This window comes from Periweissella cryptocerci (genome assembly GCF_004358325.1).
Taxonomy (GTDB): Bacteria; Bacillota; Bacilli; order Lactobacillales; family Lactobacillaceae; genus Periweissella; species Periweissella cryptocerci.
Window position 1 is genome coordinate 1,478,841 of sequence record NZ_CP037940.1, and the last position, 14,381, is coordinate 1,493,221.

General features: G+C 41.0%; 15 protein-coding genes. 4 read left to right on the forward strand and 11 right to left on the reverse strand.

From position 1 onward, the window contains the following. The first annotated feature begins 98 nt into the window (after window positions 1–98). Window positions 99–623, forward strand: a complete 525-nt coding sequence (locus EQG49_RS06740; RefSeq protein ID WP_133363256.1) for a hypothetical protein — start codon at window positions 99–101, stop codon at window positions 621–623. Window positions 624–775: 152 nt separating this feature from the next. Here the strand turns inward: EQG49_RS06740 and EQG49_RS06745 are convergent, their stop codons facing one another. From EQG49_RS06745 to epsC, 3 genes are all read right to left on the reverse strand, one after another. Continuing rightward, a complete protein-coding gene (locus tag EQG49_RS06745; protein WP_133363257.1) occupies window positions 776–1,255 on the reverse strand; it encodes a GNAT family N-acetyltransferase in 480 nt (159 codons plus the stop codon). A gap of 184 nt (window positions 1,256–1,439) precedes the next feature. Next, window positions 1,440–2,354: a cysteine synthase A gene (gene cysK / locus EQG49_RS06750; protein ID WP_175577946.1), complete on the reverse strand. Its 915-nt coding sequence runs from the start codon at window positions 2,352–2,354 to the stop codon at window positions 1,440–1,442. Between the two features lie 19 nt (window positions 2,355–2,373). Further along, window positions 2,374–2,871 (reverse strand): serine O-acetyltransferase EpsC, encoded by a 498-nt coding sequence (gene epsC / locus EQG49_RS06755; RefSeq protein ID WP_133363259.1) that lies wholly within the window; start codon window positions 2,869–2,871, stop codon window positions 2,374–2,376. 1,625 nt (window positions 2,872–4,496) lie between these two features. On the opposite strand from epsC, the gene EQG49_RS06760 reads away from it, so the two are divergent. Beyond that, window positions 4,497–5,519: a helix-turn-helix domain-containing protein gene (locus EQG49_RS06760; protein WP_133363260.1), complete on the forward strand. Its 1,023-nt coding sequence runs from the start codon at window positions 4,497–4,499 to the stop codon at window positions 5,517–5,519. A 327-nt stretch (window positions 5,520–5,846) separates the two neighbouring features. Here the strand turns inward: EQG49_RS06760 and EQG49_RS06765 are convergent, their stop codons facing one another. Together EQG49_RS06765 and EQG49_RS06770 are read right to left on the reverse strand one after the other, a co-directional pair. After that, window positions 5,847–6,131, reverse strand: coding sequence for a hypothetical protein (locus EQG49_RS06765; RefSeq protein ID WP_133363261.1), 285 nt, complete (start codon window positions 6,129–6,131; stop codon window positions 5,847–5,849). Window positions 6,132–6,197: 66 nt separating this feature from the next. After that, window positions 6,198–6,389, reverse strand: coding sequence for a hypothetical protein (locus EQG49_RS06770; protein WP_133363262.1), 192 nt, complete (start codon window positions 6,387–6,389; stop codon window positions 6,198–6,200). A gap of 504 nt (window positions 6,390–6,893) precedes the next feature. Here EQG49_RS06770 and EQG49_RS06775 point away from each other — a divergent pair. Further along, on the forward strand, window positions 6,894–7,400 hold the full coding sequence (locus tag EQG49_RS06775) for a helix-turn-helix domain-containing protein (RefSeq protein WP_165964814.1): 507 nt from the start codon (window positions 6,894–6,896) through the stop codon (window positions 7,398–7,400). Here the strand turns inward: EQG49_RS06775 and EQG49_RS06780 are convergent. The 3 genes from EQG49_RS06780 to EQG49_RS06790 form a co-directional block, all read right to left on the reverse strand. After that, window positions 7,397–7,948, reverse strand: a complete 552-nt coding sequence (locus tag EQG49_RS06780; protein ID WP_133363264.1) for a DUF5626 family protein — start codon at window positions 7,946–7,948, stop codon at window positions 7,397–7,399. The genes EQG49_RS06775 and EQG49_RS06780 overlap by 4 nt on opposite strands. 1,091 nt (window positions 7,949–9,039) lie before the next feature. Further along, window positions 9,040–9,219 carry a hypothetical protein gene (locus EQG49_RS06785; protein ID WP_133363265.1) on the reverse strand — a complete coding sequence of 60 codons (180 nt, stop codon included), beginning with the start codon at window positions 9,217–9,219 and terminating at the stop codon, window positions 9,040–9,042. Window position 9,220: 1 nt separating this feature from the next. Further along, window positions 9,221–9,916, reverse strand: coding sequence for an NAD(P)H-dependent oxidoreductase (locus tag EQG49_RS06790; protein WP_133363266.1), 696 nt, complete (start codon window positions 9,914–9,916; stop codon window positions 9,221–9,223). 67 nt (window positions 9,917–9,983) lie between these two features. On the opposite strand from EQG49_RS06790, the gene EQG49_RS06795 reads away from it, so the two are divergent. Next, window positions 9,984–10,577, forward strand: coding sequence for a TVP38/TMEM64 family protein (locus EQG49_RS06795; protein ID WP_133363267.1), 594 nt, complete (start codon window positions 9,984–9,986; stop codon window positions 10,575–10,577). A 57-nt stretch (window positions 10,578–10,634) separates the two neighbouring features. Here EQG49_RS06795 and EQG49_RS06800 read toward each other — a convergent pair whose 3' ends face one another. The 3 genes from EQG49_RS06800 to EQG49_RS06815 all read right to left on the reverse strand — a co-directional run bounded on the left by EQG49_RS06800 (window position 10,635) and on the right by EQG49_RS06815 (window position 14,368). Further along, window positions 10,635–11,942: a S1C family serine protease gene (locus tag EQG49_RS06800; protein WP_133363268.1), complete on the reverse strand. Its 1,308-nt coding sequence runs from the start codon at window positions 11,940–11,942 to the stop codon at window positions 10,635–10,637. A 753-nt stretch (window positions 11,943–12,695) separates the two neighbouring features. Beyond that, window positions 12,696–13,484, reverse strand: coding sequence for an MBL fold metallo-hydrolase (locus EQG49_RS06805; RefSeq protein WP_133364549.1), 789 nt, complete (start codon window positions 13,482–13,484; stop codon window positions 12,696–12,698). Between the two features lie 41 nt (window positions 13,485–13,525). Further along, window positions 13,526–14,368: a two-component system regulatory protein YycI gene (locus EQG49_RS06815; RefSeq protein ID WP_133363269.1), complete on the reverse strand. Its 843-nt coding sequence runs from the start codon at window positions 14,366–14,368 to the stop codon at window positions 13,526–13,528. Between the last annotated feature and the right edge of the window lie 13 nt (window positions 14,369–14,381).

Sequence of the window (14,381 nt, forward strand, 5' to 3'; positions counted from 1 at the left end):
ATTAACAATTTTTCCTAGTACCATATATCGTTTATTTTTTTAGTTACACAATCCGTCACAAATGCTAAAGTAATTATACTAACACGATAGGAATGCAAATGGCTAAAACACAGCAAACTAAAAACCTCGAAAAATGGCTCTGGCAGAATAAAGCTACCAAGCACAGTACTTGGGGCGTATATGAAGTAACCTTTGGTGATCGTGACTTACGCAAAAAGGATGGTTTTCGCGAACGGGTTGACTTCATGACGGCCGAAAACTCTGCCAAAGGTATGGTTTTCCGGACATATGAATTAAAAATTTCGCTTGAAGATTTTCGCACGAAGGCGGCTAAATCCTTTGTCGGTGACTACGGTTATTTTGTCATGCCCTATGCTGTCTGGCAAGTAATTCCAGTCGCCGAACTGCAACCGTACTACGACCAAGGTATTGGTGTGATTACCCCTGATGCGCCCGATGGCAAAGTTGGCGTCATCAAAGCCAAACACTTAAAGGCTGCTAACCGCGAAGCCCAAGGGTTACCACTTTATTCCACCCAAGATTTAATGGAAACGATGATGAAATCCGCCGTCCGTGAACAGAATAAATTATACAAATTAAAAGGTCGTGGCTATTGGGAATAACATTCTTCCACACTACAAAAAGGGGCTGGGACAAAACCTAGTGCCAAAAAACTAAATGAGCCTCAAGATTTCGATTTTTGAAATCTTGAGGCTCATTTTTCTATATAAGCTAGGAGAAGAGTTTTTTCGTTTTTTGACTTACATATTCGAACTCATTCAAATTTTGAGGAGTTATTTACAATAAAAATCTCCAGCTCATTATTTTTTTCAATAAATCCATGTTCTTTGTATAATGCTAGTCCATTGTCACTACTACTTAACCATAATCTATTGATTTGATTTTGCTTGGCATATTCCTTCATCTCACTTAAAAGTTGTGACGCAATACCTTGCTTTCGATAATTTGAACAAGTATAGATATTTAAAATATAGCCTTCTTTTCCTGTCAAATTTTCTTGGTATGGAATGCGATTAAATAAACATAAGGAACTTGAAGCAATGATTTTATTTTCAATTATTACGCCCCAACAAATTAAATCTTTATTTATATGTGATAAGTAAAATTCTTTCGTTGTATTTTCTAATTTCTGTGTATCTTCAAGAGATGTAATTTCATTTAATTCTTCAAACAACTGCTTTCTTAGCTGCCAAAAATCATTTACTGATTTTTCATCCATCCTAATAATTTTCATTATCTATTCCCCCCCGATGGTGACTTTACTTATTTTTTTCTCGTTCCAATCTACTATTAAAAATACGTTTCAAAGTATACGCCTCAGTATGCGGATTGTCCAAGCACCCAGACAAAATATTTACCTAAAGTGCGGGTCTGAGTTATGTCCCAGCCCCTTTTTAATTTTATTTCAATTACTTAACTTAGGCAAATAAATCCGTAGACAAGTAACGTTCACCATTGTCAGGTGCCAAGGCGAGGACTGAATGACCAGCACCTAATTCCTTGGCGTGTTCAATGGCGGCATAAATCGCAGCTCCTGATGAGAAGCCCAACAAGATACCTTCCTTAGCACCAACCAAACGGGCCATTTGCCGGGCTTGGTCGCTTGTTACCATATCAACTTTTTCATAAACCTTTTGATCCAAAATTTCAGCGGCAAAACCGGCCCCAATCCCTTGGATAGCGTGTGGACCGGCAGCCTTACCATTCAAGACTGCAGATTCAGCTGGTTCAACCCCAATAATTTCGATTGCTGGGTTTTGTTCCTTTAAATAGTGACCAGCACCTGTGATTGTACCACCAGTACCGATACCTGCAACGAAGACATCAGGCGTCTTGCCATCAAAGAATTCCACGATTTCAGGACCAGTTGTTTCATAGTGTGCTTGTGGGTTAGCTTGGTTAATGAATTGACCTAGTTGCAAATAACCACCCTTGGCCAAGTATTCATCAACAACAGCCATTGAGCCTTTCATACCGTCAGCTTTTGGTGTCGTGATTAATTCCGCACCGTATGCTTTAACCAGCATTTTGCGCTCTGCTGAGGCAGATTCAGGCATCACGATAATTGCCTTGTAACCCTTCGCAGCAGCCACAGCGGCAATCCCAATCCCGGTATTACCAGAAGTAGGTTCAATCAACGTCATGTCTTTAGTCAAGCGCCCGGTTGCTTCAGCGTCTTCAATCAACTTCAAAGCGACCCGGTCCTTCACGGAACCACCCATGTTGAAGTATTCCAACTTAACGTACACGTCGGCGGCGCCCTCAGGAACAATGTTTTGTAACTTAACGATTGGTGTGTGTCCGATATAATCTAAAATGTTTGCTGATTTCATTATCTAATATCCTCTTTTTTTAATTAATAATTCGCGCTGCATTCCCAACAACTGTTTTACCAGCCGCCACATCTTTAACCACGACACTCCCGGCACCGATTTTGGCATCATCATGAACTTCAATTGCCCCCAAAACCAATGCGTTCGCGCCGATTAAAACTCGGTTACCAATTTTCGGATGACGTCGATTGACGATTTCTTTGCGTCCCCCCAACGTCACTGCATGGTGCATTGTCACGTCATCCCCAACAATCGCAGTTTCACCAATCACGACACCATAGCCGTGATCGATAAACAACCGCTTGCCAAGTTGTGCTCCTGGATGGATTTCGACCCCCGTTAATTGTTTCGCCACATGTGCCACCAAATCAGCCATTAATAACCGGTGGTGCCGGTGTAGCCAATGACTAACTCGATGAGCAACCTCAGCTTGGTATCCACTATAAGTCAAAATGACTTGGATACGTGAACGAGCCGCTGGATCGCGTTCGATAATACTATCAATTGTGGCAAACATCAGTCTTAATCCTCCATTCTACTTATTGTTTGGTGCTTTGTTGAAATATGTCAGAAAACTAACATTAGTCCCTCCAATATTTTACAACTAACACCTAAATTATTAACTTTCAACGTACTAAATATCACCATTTCAAAAACGTGGCGCTACAACAAATTATGGCTAAAATTTTTCTAGCGTGGAATTTGGATATGCGTCTCAGATCGATTCCCACTACGTGTCTGGAAACAGTCTGGACACCGTGATGGAAGACAAGCATTTGAAGCCACAGTGCGGTCTTCAAATGCTTGCGAAGCTTGGTTCGCTAACGCGGTAACCATCTTCACAAATCCATAATCAGTAACGAGCCCCGTTACTGATTATGCCATCACGGTGCGAGCTAAAGTCCAGCCTGTTTCCAGCCTCTTCGTTAGTTTGAGCGGGCAGTCTGACTAGTAGTATGCCGTAATCCTTGTCGCTGCAAGTTTAGCGGTAATCAATAGTTCAACGCTTATCTAGCGGAGTGACTGAAAATCACATTGTGGCCGCCAGGCTTTACACCGAAATGGGACGAACTTGACACCATGTGTCAGGTTTGTCGCTGAGGGTAGATGAGCAGTCTTTTGGCTTTAGCCATTAAACTGCCAGCTATCCCGAATTGCCCAAGACAGACATTCAGCCTGGAAGGCTAATCTAATCGGGTTTTGATTAGATTCAGTTGTTTGTTGCAAACAAACTGCTGGAATGTTTTGCGTTGCCGTACCTCAGGCATAAGCACGTGGCTTGGGCATGTGCTTCCATCTCGGTGCACAATGTGATTTTCAGGCACACAGTGGCATCATACATCTCATCTCATCGCATTTTATAAATTCCACGTCAGACGGAATAGAGCCCAAATTATGCAAATAAAAAACGGACTCGTAGTTTACCTACTAGTCCGCTGAAGTATTCAGTCGATTAGCCAGCAACTTTAACAAGGAAAACAAACCTGTTAAAGTCGCTGACCGGGGAATTCAGTCTACACGCTAACAAGTCTGCATTATCATTTGACATTGACAGGTACGGGTTTGCATCGACTGATTCTCCTTCATAATTTCATTGCATCAGGTAGCCCGGACAGCTCCTTCATAATTTCATTGTAGTGACGCGTGAAGCACCACCATTTGTACGTAAAAGTTAATAGTCTTAGCTTACCACCCGCCTTCTCTTTCAGCAAGACCATTCTGTACAAATTTTCACAAAGCTAAATTCATTCGTGAACTTGATATTCTATTTAAAATCTAACTTAGGTTCCCTTTATCGCTCGTTATCCATCGGTGATTTTCCATCCGCAAGCATCGCGTTCCATTATGTAACAGCGTTGGTACATCGACACCCACAGAAAAATTAAAAATCACCACCTCCACTTGTTTATCTGGTAGAATTTATTGACTACCAATGAAAATAAAATTCTGCTAATATTTTGACAGTTTTAATGCTGGTTGCTACTAGCTAAGAACGCCATCAATTGCGGCACGTACGTTAACATTTTTGCAACGTATATGCTTTATACCATGGCAATCAAAAGGTATTAATACAACTGCCATCGATATTGGTTTTTAAATTTGATATAATGTTAATCACAATGTTACAAAAGGAGATAACCCGTGGATAATATACAACAATTACTAAATCAATATGGCTTAATCCTCACCAATTATGAACTCAACTCTGAAATGGTTGCTTTAATGCCTAGCGCCTTACGTGACCATATTACGATGGCTAATGTGACGATTAACAATGAAGAATTAGTCCTCATCGACACTGATGACGATCTCAATGACGACCGTTTTATTCAACTAATTAAGTTGCTTAAGAACGTGCCAATGTCAATTTTATTCATCACTGACCACCTGTCAGCGGACACGCAATTACTCCTAACTCAAAATAAATTTGGCTTTATTAGTGAAAACGGAATGTACTTACCATCATTAGCTAAACCAAAAACAGTCGTCCCAACAATGCAATTAATTTCTTTGTCGAAGAATCAGCACATTATTATCATCGCCCTGCTTTACTGGAAACTGCTCCACGATGATACTAGTAACACCTTCCATATCAAAGTCCGCCAATTGGCTGAGTTATTAGGAATCACGCCAATGACCATTTCACGGACTTTGACAACCTTCGTTGATGCCGGCTGGCTCACAACATCTGGCTACACTCGTAATTATAGTTTTGCTATCCCTGAAGGTTATGACCTCAATACTTGGATGCAAGCTATTCTGCGCCTCTTGCCAAGTCCTGTGCAAAAAACTTTGTATTTGCCAACTGAAGCTATTAACGCTGTACAAAATAAACGTATGGCCGGCGTTACCGCACTTAGCAAATTCACATTAGTCCCATCAACCAAGCTAGTTAGCTGGGCTATGCCAAACAAAGCAATCACGACTGCATTAACTTCAGTAAAGGTTGATCAATTCATGGCGACTTTGCAGCCTAAAAAATATGTAGCTGTCGAAGCTTGGAAATTTGATCCACAAATTTTCAGCCAATTGTTGCCCGCAAACTACCAAATCACAGTTGATCCGATTTCACTGTATTTAACGTTGCATAACACAAACGACCGCCAAGTCGCTGAACAGCTCAATAATTTGCTGAATCAGTTAGTTAAAGCAAAACAAAGCTAAATCGAAACAGTAATTGGATGCCAGCGTCCACGGTGTCCTTAACCATTTGTGAGTCGTAAAAAAATGTGTATTTAATCTAAAAGGCTCCAAGCAAGTTAGACAATCTAACTGACTTGGAGTCTTTTTATTGTAACTATCTCCCAAAAATCCGAGTGCATCCTAGGTTGAGTTTATGTGAATTGTATTGACTTTTTTCTAATCTCACTTAACTTAATGAGACTGGTTTTTCATTAGAATCCAAAAAAATTTGCGGCAATTTCATTCAACTCTGAATACATTAATTCCTGTCTATTATCCGTAAATTATACCAATAACTCCATAATAGATTTAGTTACGACTTTTAGTTTCATTCGTCCACGTTTCGGGCAGAGCTTTCCCAATTACCCAGTAAATTACAAATAATATTAAGACACTTGCCACGACAATCCCGATACGTTGCAATCCCACCGCGCCTCTTAATAATTGGCCATATTTCAATTCATTAGCCATGAGCACCGCAATTGCTAACGTTATCATGCTGCGAAATTCCTTCCCCCGTTTTAACGAAGCAACATGTACTCCACTTGCCATAAGTACAATTGCAATCAACACTCCACCCCAAATCATAGCCATTTTCTCCTCTTCAGCTCACATATCATCCAAAAAACTACAACACCCCCCGTTATATCAAATTGGCATTTACTTTTCGGTGCGTAAAATGTACCGCATCCGGCCAATAAAATTAACTAATAAATATCCATTACCCCACACCCCACAGAATAAACTCATTAGCAAAACTACTTCATAGTGATACATTTTGCTGTATAGCACCCCAAACGCTGCCGTCAATAAGATTAACACTAACCAAAGTGTGTAATTAAATTTTTTCATTATCACCATCCCTCCTAACATGATTTATTTGTATTCTAAATACGTTATCGAATCTGAAGTTATGTCCTCAAGCCCCGTGAGAATCCGGAATATATCCGATGGCGCTATTGATATAAACCTAAACCTCCATTTCCTTTTGATGTAATCAATTATTGAACTATTCTATTGAAATAACCAGAAAGTATAGGGTTACATATGCGTAACATGCTGCTGTATCAACGTTTATAGCGAGTAATGTAAAACAATAATTGCTATGATGTAATGCATTACTTACTACTAATTAATCTTATTGTGGTTAATAATTAAGAAATCGCGAACTTTACCGTGGAATGACTACACAAAAGAAAATTGTGACTCAACATGCGGATTACACCGTGCAGTATTTTTCTGGGCATGCCACCTCATATCTGCAATCACTACCGAAAAATCCTTCGAACATAGATTGAGATTCCATTATTAATGGGTATACTTAACTTAATTCAAAATTTTCTTGGGGGAGATATTATGACCGAATTAGGTTCAACACTAAAACAAGCACGTGAAACGATGGGGCTTTCACAGACATCGGTAGCTGATTCGTTACATGTTTCTCGTCAAGCAATTTCACGGTGGGAAAACGATCGTGGTTATCCTGATATTGATAATCTTACTGAGCTCGCTACTTTATATAATGTAACTGTTGATCAACTTTTGGGGCACAAGACTGATTCCACAAATATCATACCTGCACAAACCGACAAATTAGCCCAAATTACGCACGTATCTCAACATGAAGCCGCTGATAATAGCCTGATTTTAATTATTCTGGCTGTCATTGCAAGTTTGGCCACACCCATTGGATTAATCCTAGGGCCATTAGTACTCAAATTGAATAAAAAAAGAAACAGTCTTTTCAAGATTGTCCTGTTTCTGGCAATCATCGCTATTCTAATTAACGTCTATGATTTATTTCTCATTCTAAATAATTACTTTGATTGGTTTTCGGTTAGTCATGTAAACGGCCCCAATTAGCTAACTTTTAGACTGCTTCCTTTAATTGTGGCTACTATACTTGGCGTAGTCGTCACCTGCCCAATTTTATGCGTTAACCGATATTCAGCTTTCTTTGCACTGACAATTTTTAATTTTTTACTTGTGATTGATCCAATAAATGCAGTGGCTGAACCTTTCTTGGCAGCAATAATACAATCCTTATTCACAACAACTTTGTAGCTGGCCTTCCATGACAAAGATTTTTTTGAGACTGTATATGTCCCATTCGCTAATGCTCCGGTCCGCACATCAATATCTGATACAGCATCATTATCTAAATCCGCTGATACGGTAACTTGCACAGCTTCCTCATTGCTATCAAGCAACTCATACGTTTGTTCCGCCCCATTGACCCCTGGATTATATGTAATCGATGGGGTTTTTGCGTCGTTAAAAAAATCCGCAATCTGCGCTGGCGTCCAATTATTTGGATTACTATTTTCTATTGTGTCAGCGTTTATTCCATTCATACCCAAGCCTAATGCAACTACTGCCACTCCCAATACAACAATACCCTTAGTTTTCATTGTCATCCTCCATTTATATCCTTAATTATTGCGTTGTTTCATCCCCTTGACGAGAACGGGGCGTGTTACATACCAGCAAGCATTGGGTTACATCTTAAATAAGGACCTAGTTTATATCTCTATTGCCGTCAATTTAAATAAATACTTGCCAGTGGGTAATTACGTCTACGAATCCGGCAACGCAAAATTAATTGAACATTTAATAGATGTTTCTTACTTCTTATACCTATCGCAACCACTGTTATGTTCGTTTCGATTATATTTGCCAGTTGTCATAAGATTGACGCTTTGGGTCCATTTATTAATCACATCGTTTTTAGTGTTGTCGTTTGCCTTCTTCGTATAAAACCCCTTGTATCCGGGGATTGTCATTCACATCTTAAATAATTTATTGTCGATACTTTTATTAACTTGATAAATCATAGGTCAAAAAATAACCCGCTCAAAATTTCCGTATTTTGGCCCGATTCCGTCTGACGTGAGATTCTCATTTCTGTACTTTTGTTTAAGACTCACGTATCACGGAATATACCTTAAGCACTAGTTTTGAGCACATCACAAAATCAGTGATAACCGATTTGATTGAATCTGCACCCCACCGAATGGTCTGAAATCAATATTTAATCTCGGACAATGTACCACTGTAAAAACGCAGATACCCATAACATATCGATTTCACGAACCAATTTTTATTAGTATTTTTTTACATATTATAAATTCTGAACAACCGCCGAATTACTGATTGATTGAACTTGTGCATTATTTCAACGTACTTCAGCCCACAACGACTGTTTTTTACTAGTTTGAGTATTATTCCTAACTAACGAAGTGCCGGTAAATTACTTGGCGGGCGTAGCCTTTACACCGCGACTGGGGTGATATGTGTGCAACACATGTCGCCGCCGAGGATGAGATGAGGACTCTTGGGGATTTATTCCCCTAGAGTCCCAGCTTATCCGAGTTTGCCAAGACCGCACTTTGGCTTGGCAATGTGCTTCCAGCGTGGTGCGCCAAGTAATTTGCTGGCATGTAGTGTCCTATTTTATTCAATTCCATGTCAGACGGAATAGGGCCCATTAATATTCTAGAATCTAACTCCACTTCCCCGGATTCCAAATGCGCCCGTCCAACTCACCACTGCTCTGGTCAATTCGCTCAAGTTGTTCTTGGGCTACCGCCTGCAATCCATGCAAAAGTGCGCGCTCGTTAAAGCCAACTGCCCCATCTTCAAGTTCTTTAATCGTTGTAAGTAGCCATACTTGTTCATCCATTTTAGTAGCCCTCCTCTTCATTTTTAATCATATCAACCGTCCAATGCAGTTCAGTCAGATCATCGCGATTCGCAAGCATTTGCTCGTAGACGGCTTCTAACTTAGCTTGGGCTAATTCACTGTCAGTCTGAGCAATTAGCGTTGCCAGTTGCGCTAAGTACCATTCTTGAGTTGCTGCGAAGCCCGTCCCCGCTTGCGTCAGGTAACGTTGATACTCCATAATCAGTGCCAAACGTTCTTCGTCATTTTTGTAGGCAAACTGGCTTATCATCAACGGTGTGCGATATTGCCATCCTAATTTATGTGCCATTGCTTGCAGCGGCCGTAAAATTTCAGAAATGGTATATTGTTCCTGCCCACCTGCTTGATATTCGCGCAACGCATCACTAAATGACACGACAATCCCAAACTCTTTGCCGTTCAAAACTGCGCCCGCGCCAAAGGCAAAGCCCTGCGTTAAAACTTGATCCTGCCAGTTCCGCAGACTTGTTGGTGTGCTATACCAATATAAAGGAAATTGAAAAATAATCCGATCGTGTTCACGTAGCAACTGCTGTTCGACCGTCACATCTAGTTCACTTAACTTATCTAAATGGTGCCGCGTGACATCCTCCCCACTTGGCAATCCATGATACAAAAATTGTTGCGTCGCTGAATGTTCAAAATCTGGGTGAGCGACAATCACTAATGTTTTCATATACTTCTCCTTTGTTTTAGAATAGAGTTAGCTAAATAATAACTCTAAAAATCAATTGGTGACCAACATGGAAAATAAAATTAAAACTCATAAAATCATCGCTTGGGCTAGTTATCTCGTACTAGCTATAATTATCGCACTAGGCGTTTATCTCTGGTATATCGGCGCCTTTACGCACATTGAAGTGCTACGGCGGATTGTTGGTGTCGATACGCACCCAATCCTAGCACCGATAATTTTCTTTATCCTGCAAATAATTCAAATCATCATCCCCATCATCCCTGGCTCATTAATTTTATCAGCTGGTGTCGTCCTCTTTGGCCCTTGGATGGGTTTCGTTTATAACTATACTTCAATTGTCCTTGGTTCTATTTTAGCATTTATGCTCGGGCGTTATTTCGGCCACAAACTATTAAAGCACCTCGTTTCACCCGAAAAACAAATGAAATATCTCAAATGGCTCGATGACGAAAAACGCTTTGCCAAAATTTTCTTCCTAGCAATTCTGTTACCCGGTGCCCCCGATGACATTTTATCAATGATGGCTGGATTATCAAAAATGACCCCACGGACATTTATCATCATTATGATTGTTGGCAAACCACTCTCAATCGCCGCCTACTCTGGCTTATTCAGATTCATTGAAAATTTCTGGCACTAACCAATGATACACAAAAATCCGCAAATTGACCAAGCTGGTCAGTCTGCGGATTTTTATTTACTTTTTCGTAGTTTCTTTATCTAAGGTTTTCGTATCAGCAGTTAATTTAATTTCACCAGTCTTCAACTTATCACCACGGTAGTATTTAACCGAAATGGTGTCACCGACCTTGTGGCTGTATAGAATATCCCGTAACGTTGCTTGATCGGGAGTTTTCTTTCCATCAAGTTCCGTAATTACGTCATACTTCTTGATACCCGCATTCTTAGCGGGACTCGTCTTCAACGTTTGCATGATAACGACCCCGTCTTTAACGGACGTTGGTAATTTCAGGACGCTCTTTTGGGAAGCGGCATCAATGTTACTCAAGTCAACTAACGTCACACCTAAAGCTGGGCGTTGCACGCTACCATCCTTAACCAACAAATTGATAATCCGCACCACTTCATTTGATGGAATTGAAAAGCCCATTCCTTCAACGCTTGTTCCATTCGCATCGCTCGCCAACTTCATTGAATTAATTCCAATGACTTGACCAGCCAAATTAATCAACGGACCACCTGAGTTACCGGGGTTAATTGCGGCATCGGTTTGGATAACAGTCGCGTTACCTGTTTGTTGGCCTTGCTCATTAACTGCAGGCACTGAACGCTTCTTGGCAGAAATAATCCCCTCAGTCACACTGGTTGCATATTGTGAACCCAATGGTGAACCAATTGCTAAGACGCTTTGACCGACATCAATTTGATCAGAGTTACCAAAACTAGCAACTTGGGTAACCTTGGCTGCATTGATTTTAATTACGGCCAAATCCGTCGTAGGGTCCGTCCCAACAATCTTCCCAGAGACCTTTGTGCCGTCACTCATGATAACTTCTAAGGCATTAGAGTCGGCGACCACGTGATTATTAGTCACAACATACGCTGTCCCATCATGCTTTTCATAGATTACACCAGATCCTTCTGATGCCGCTTCAAGTGTATCTTTGGCGCTGTTTGCAGAACTAGAATCGCTGCCACCTTGACCACCTAAAATACCACCTAAGCCACCAGTTGAATCTTGCGCTGATTGTTTTTGCAAATTAACCACCGAAACCACGGCACCTTCAACGGAATTAAATGCTTTGGTTGCTTGGTTAGATTCATTACTTGAATTTTGAACTTTGACAGAACCTTTAGCTGCACTAGTCGTACCAGTTGATGATTTCGGTGCAATAATCGGTTGATCACCGTTACCACTCCAATCTTGGTATAAGTTGTTACCCCCGATAACAACGCCCCCACCAATCATACCGGCAATTAAACTTGTCAAAACAACTTTCCCTGAACGGTTCTTTGAGCGTCGTGAGTTATTGTAATTATTCATATGCTTAGTCTCCTCCATTTTATATCATTAGTTTTATATTAATACTTATCTCGTTGTAATCAATATACTCTTATTACATTAAACAAACTTTAAAAGTATTCTATTTGTTTCTTTGGTGTTTGGTGAAATTTGTTGAAGGCTGCCACTACGTGCCACGGAATCTGCTTGGCGCACCATGATGGAAGCCAAGCTTTCCAAGCCCGTAGTCTTGGAAAGTCGACGTGAACTGGGAGAGTAACCGCTAAAGCGCTAACTCTCCTCATTTCCCTCGAGCGAAGTGATAAATCACTTCCCATTCACGGTGTATAGGCTCCGCCCGCCAAACAAATTCCTTAGGCACTTCGTTAGTTTTATCATAGATTACAATTAACAAAAATGTCATCCGTCAGGTTCATGATTCATTGCCAAATGAGTTATTTTTATGCCGTACCAATAGACAGTTATGCTGATACTAACGGAGTGCCGGTAAATTACTTGGTGGGCGCAGCCTTTACACCGCGACTGGGGGAATATGTGTGCAGCACATGTTTCCGCTGAGGATGAGATGAGGAGTCTTAGGAATTTATTCCTTAGACTCCCAGCTTGTCCGAACCTCTCAAGACCGCACTTTGGCTTGGGAGGTTGCTTCCAGCGTGGTGCGCCAAGTAATTTACTGGCACGCAGTGGCATAGTGGCAGCGCCACCCAATCACCAAATACTATCTATAGTGTACCAAAAAAGCGTCACTCCCTTTAGGAATGGCGCTCTAATTTTTTAGATAACCGTTAACTTTGTCGCTATTTCTGGATCAGTATCATACAACATAAAATCATGATCAACCGCAATATCACGGTTTTGCATAATCTGTTCAACCGTCACGTGCGCTAATACTTTTTGGTTGTTTTCCTTACTGAGATGTCCAAGATAAATTTGTTTGGTCTTGTTACCTAGCAAGTCGATCGCCGCCAACGCACCATCTTCATTGGATAAGTGACCTTTATCACTCAAGATACGTTGCTTTAATGACCACGCATAGCCACCCATCCGCAACATCTCAACATCGTGATTGGCTTCAATCAGGTAAGCATCAGCGTTTTGCAAGGTTCCATGCAAGCGGTCTGACAAGTAACCCGTGTCAGTCACAATCGCAAATGCCTTGGAATTGTGGTGAAACTGATAAAATTGTGGATTGGCCGCATCGTGGGAGACGGGGAAACTTTCAACATCCAAGTCATCCAACGTCAAAACTTTGCCTGGTTCAAAATCCATTTTTTGTTCAGCGGGAATCACCCCAATCTTGGTGCCAATTGCATCCCAAGTATCCGTGTTCGCATACACTGGCATGCCGTATTTTCGCGCGAGGACGCCGACGCCTTTAATGTGATCACTGTGCTCGTGGGTGACAAATAAGGCATCAACGTCTTTTAGCGTACGGCCAATATCATGCATTAAGCTCTCAACTTTTTTACCCGATAAACCCGCATCAACTAGGACGCGGTGCTTTGGGGTTTCAATGTAAGTCACGTTTCCTGAACTACCACTAGCCAAGACACTGACTTTCATTTCATCATTATTAAATAAATCTGCCAAACTTGCCACCCTTTCTACTTGTTGCTGTTATCACTTGTACCGACCGCAGGTAACTTTTCAGTTTGCCCTTTGATTACTACACCCGTAAATGCATTAACCTTCTTCACTTGCATTGTACTACTATTTTGGTTCTTTAGTCCAAAGAACCACGTTGGTACATAAACTGTCGTATTATCAATTTCGAGCAACTGCGCATATGCAAGCCGACTCCAGGCAACTTTTGTGTCATTTGGAATTTCATTATATTGATAAAGCCAAATCAACGCTTTTTCTTCACTGATAGTTGGCGTTTTTTCACGTAGCATTTGCGCCCCATCAATATGTGTCTGCGTATAACTTAAAATCGAATTATTTGTCGACAACTGGAAACGAATTTGCCCCGTGTAAGAGAAGACCGTCCCCGCAGATAATGCCTGTACATACACGATTTCATGCTGGTTCATACTTGATAACCGCGCGCTGTAAACGTAGTCTTTCCCATCAATCACATTAGCCGCGTCTTGAATAAACGCATCTAACACTGGCGCTGGATCTTTGGGGTCAACTTTAGGCGCATGGCTGGCTGGTACAACAACTTGTAAGCCATTATCCACTTTATGCGCGTTCACGTTTTTCAAATCATGCAACTTATCAGTAAAGTCACTAACGCGTTTACCCGCTAAATAGAAACCTTCCCCCGCTTCATCTGAGGGCTTAGAAAAAGAAATATCATCGCTGTGCATTTCCTTTAGGACGGCAGCTGTTCCACTTGTGGGTGTCGATTCAGGTTGCACCCCTTGATACCATTGCGTTCCAAGGAAGATGTCAATCGCAATAAAGATAATCAAAAAAATCCATTGAATTCGTCGAAAATCCATCTACATACCGTCC

Coding starts and splice junctions, on each gene's coding strand:
- epsC (WP_133363259.1), bottom strand. CDS start 2,871: ATGTTTGCCACAATTGATAGTATTATCGAACGCGATCCAGCGGCTCGT.
- EQG49_RS06775 (WP_165964814.1), top strand. CDS start 6,894: ATGACCGAATTAGGTTCAACACTAAAACAAGCACGTGAAACGATGGGG.
- EQG49_RS06770 (WP_133363262.1), bottom strand. CDS start 6,389: ATGAAAAAATTTAATTACACACTTTGGTTAGTGTTAATCTTATTGACG.
- EQG49_RS06785 (WP_133363265.1), bottom strand. CDS start 9,219: ATGGATGAACAAGTATGGCTACTTACAACGATTAAAGAACTTGAAGAT.
- EQG49_RS06800 (WP_133363268.1), bottom strand. CDS start 11,942: ATGAATAATTACAATAACTCACGACGCTCAAAGAACCGTTCAGGGAAA.
- EQG49_RS06765 (WP_133363261.1), bottom strand. CDS start 6,131: ATGGCTATGATTTGGGGTGGAGTGTTGATTGCAATTGTACTTATGGCA.
- EQG49_RS06740 (WP_133363256.1), top strand. CDS start 99: ATGGCTAAAACACAGCAAACTAAAAACCTCGAAAAATGGCTCTGGCAG.
- EQG49_RS06795 (WP_133363267.1), top strand. CDS start 9,984: ATGGAAAATAAAATTAAAACTCATAAAATCATCGCTTGGGCTAGTTAT.
- cysK (WP_175577946.1), bottom strand. CDS start 2,354: ATGAAATCAGCAAACATTTTAGATTATATCGGACACACACCAATCGTT.
- EQG49_RS06790 (WP_133363266.1), bottom strand. CDS start 9,916: ATGAAAACATTAGTGATTGTCGCTCACCCAGATTTTGAACATTCAGCG.
- EQG49_RS06780 (WP_133363264.1), bottom strand. CDS start 7,948: ATGAAAACTAAGGGTATTGTTGTATTGGGAGTGGCAGTAGTTGCATTA.
- EQG49_RS06805 (WP_133364549.1), bottom strand. CDS start 13,484: ATGAAAGTCAGTGTCTTGGCTAGTGGTAGTTCAGGAAACGTGACTTAC.
- EQG49_RS06745 (WP_133363257.1), bottom strand. CDS start 1,255: ATGAAAATTATTAGGATGGATGAAAAATCAGTAAATGATTTTTGGCAG.
- EQG49_RS06815 (WP_133363269.1), bottom strand. CDS start 14,368: ATGGATTTTCGACGAATTCAATGGATTTTTTTGATTATCTTTATTGCG.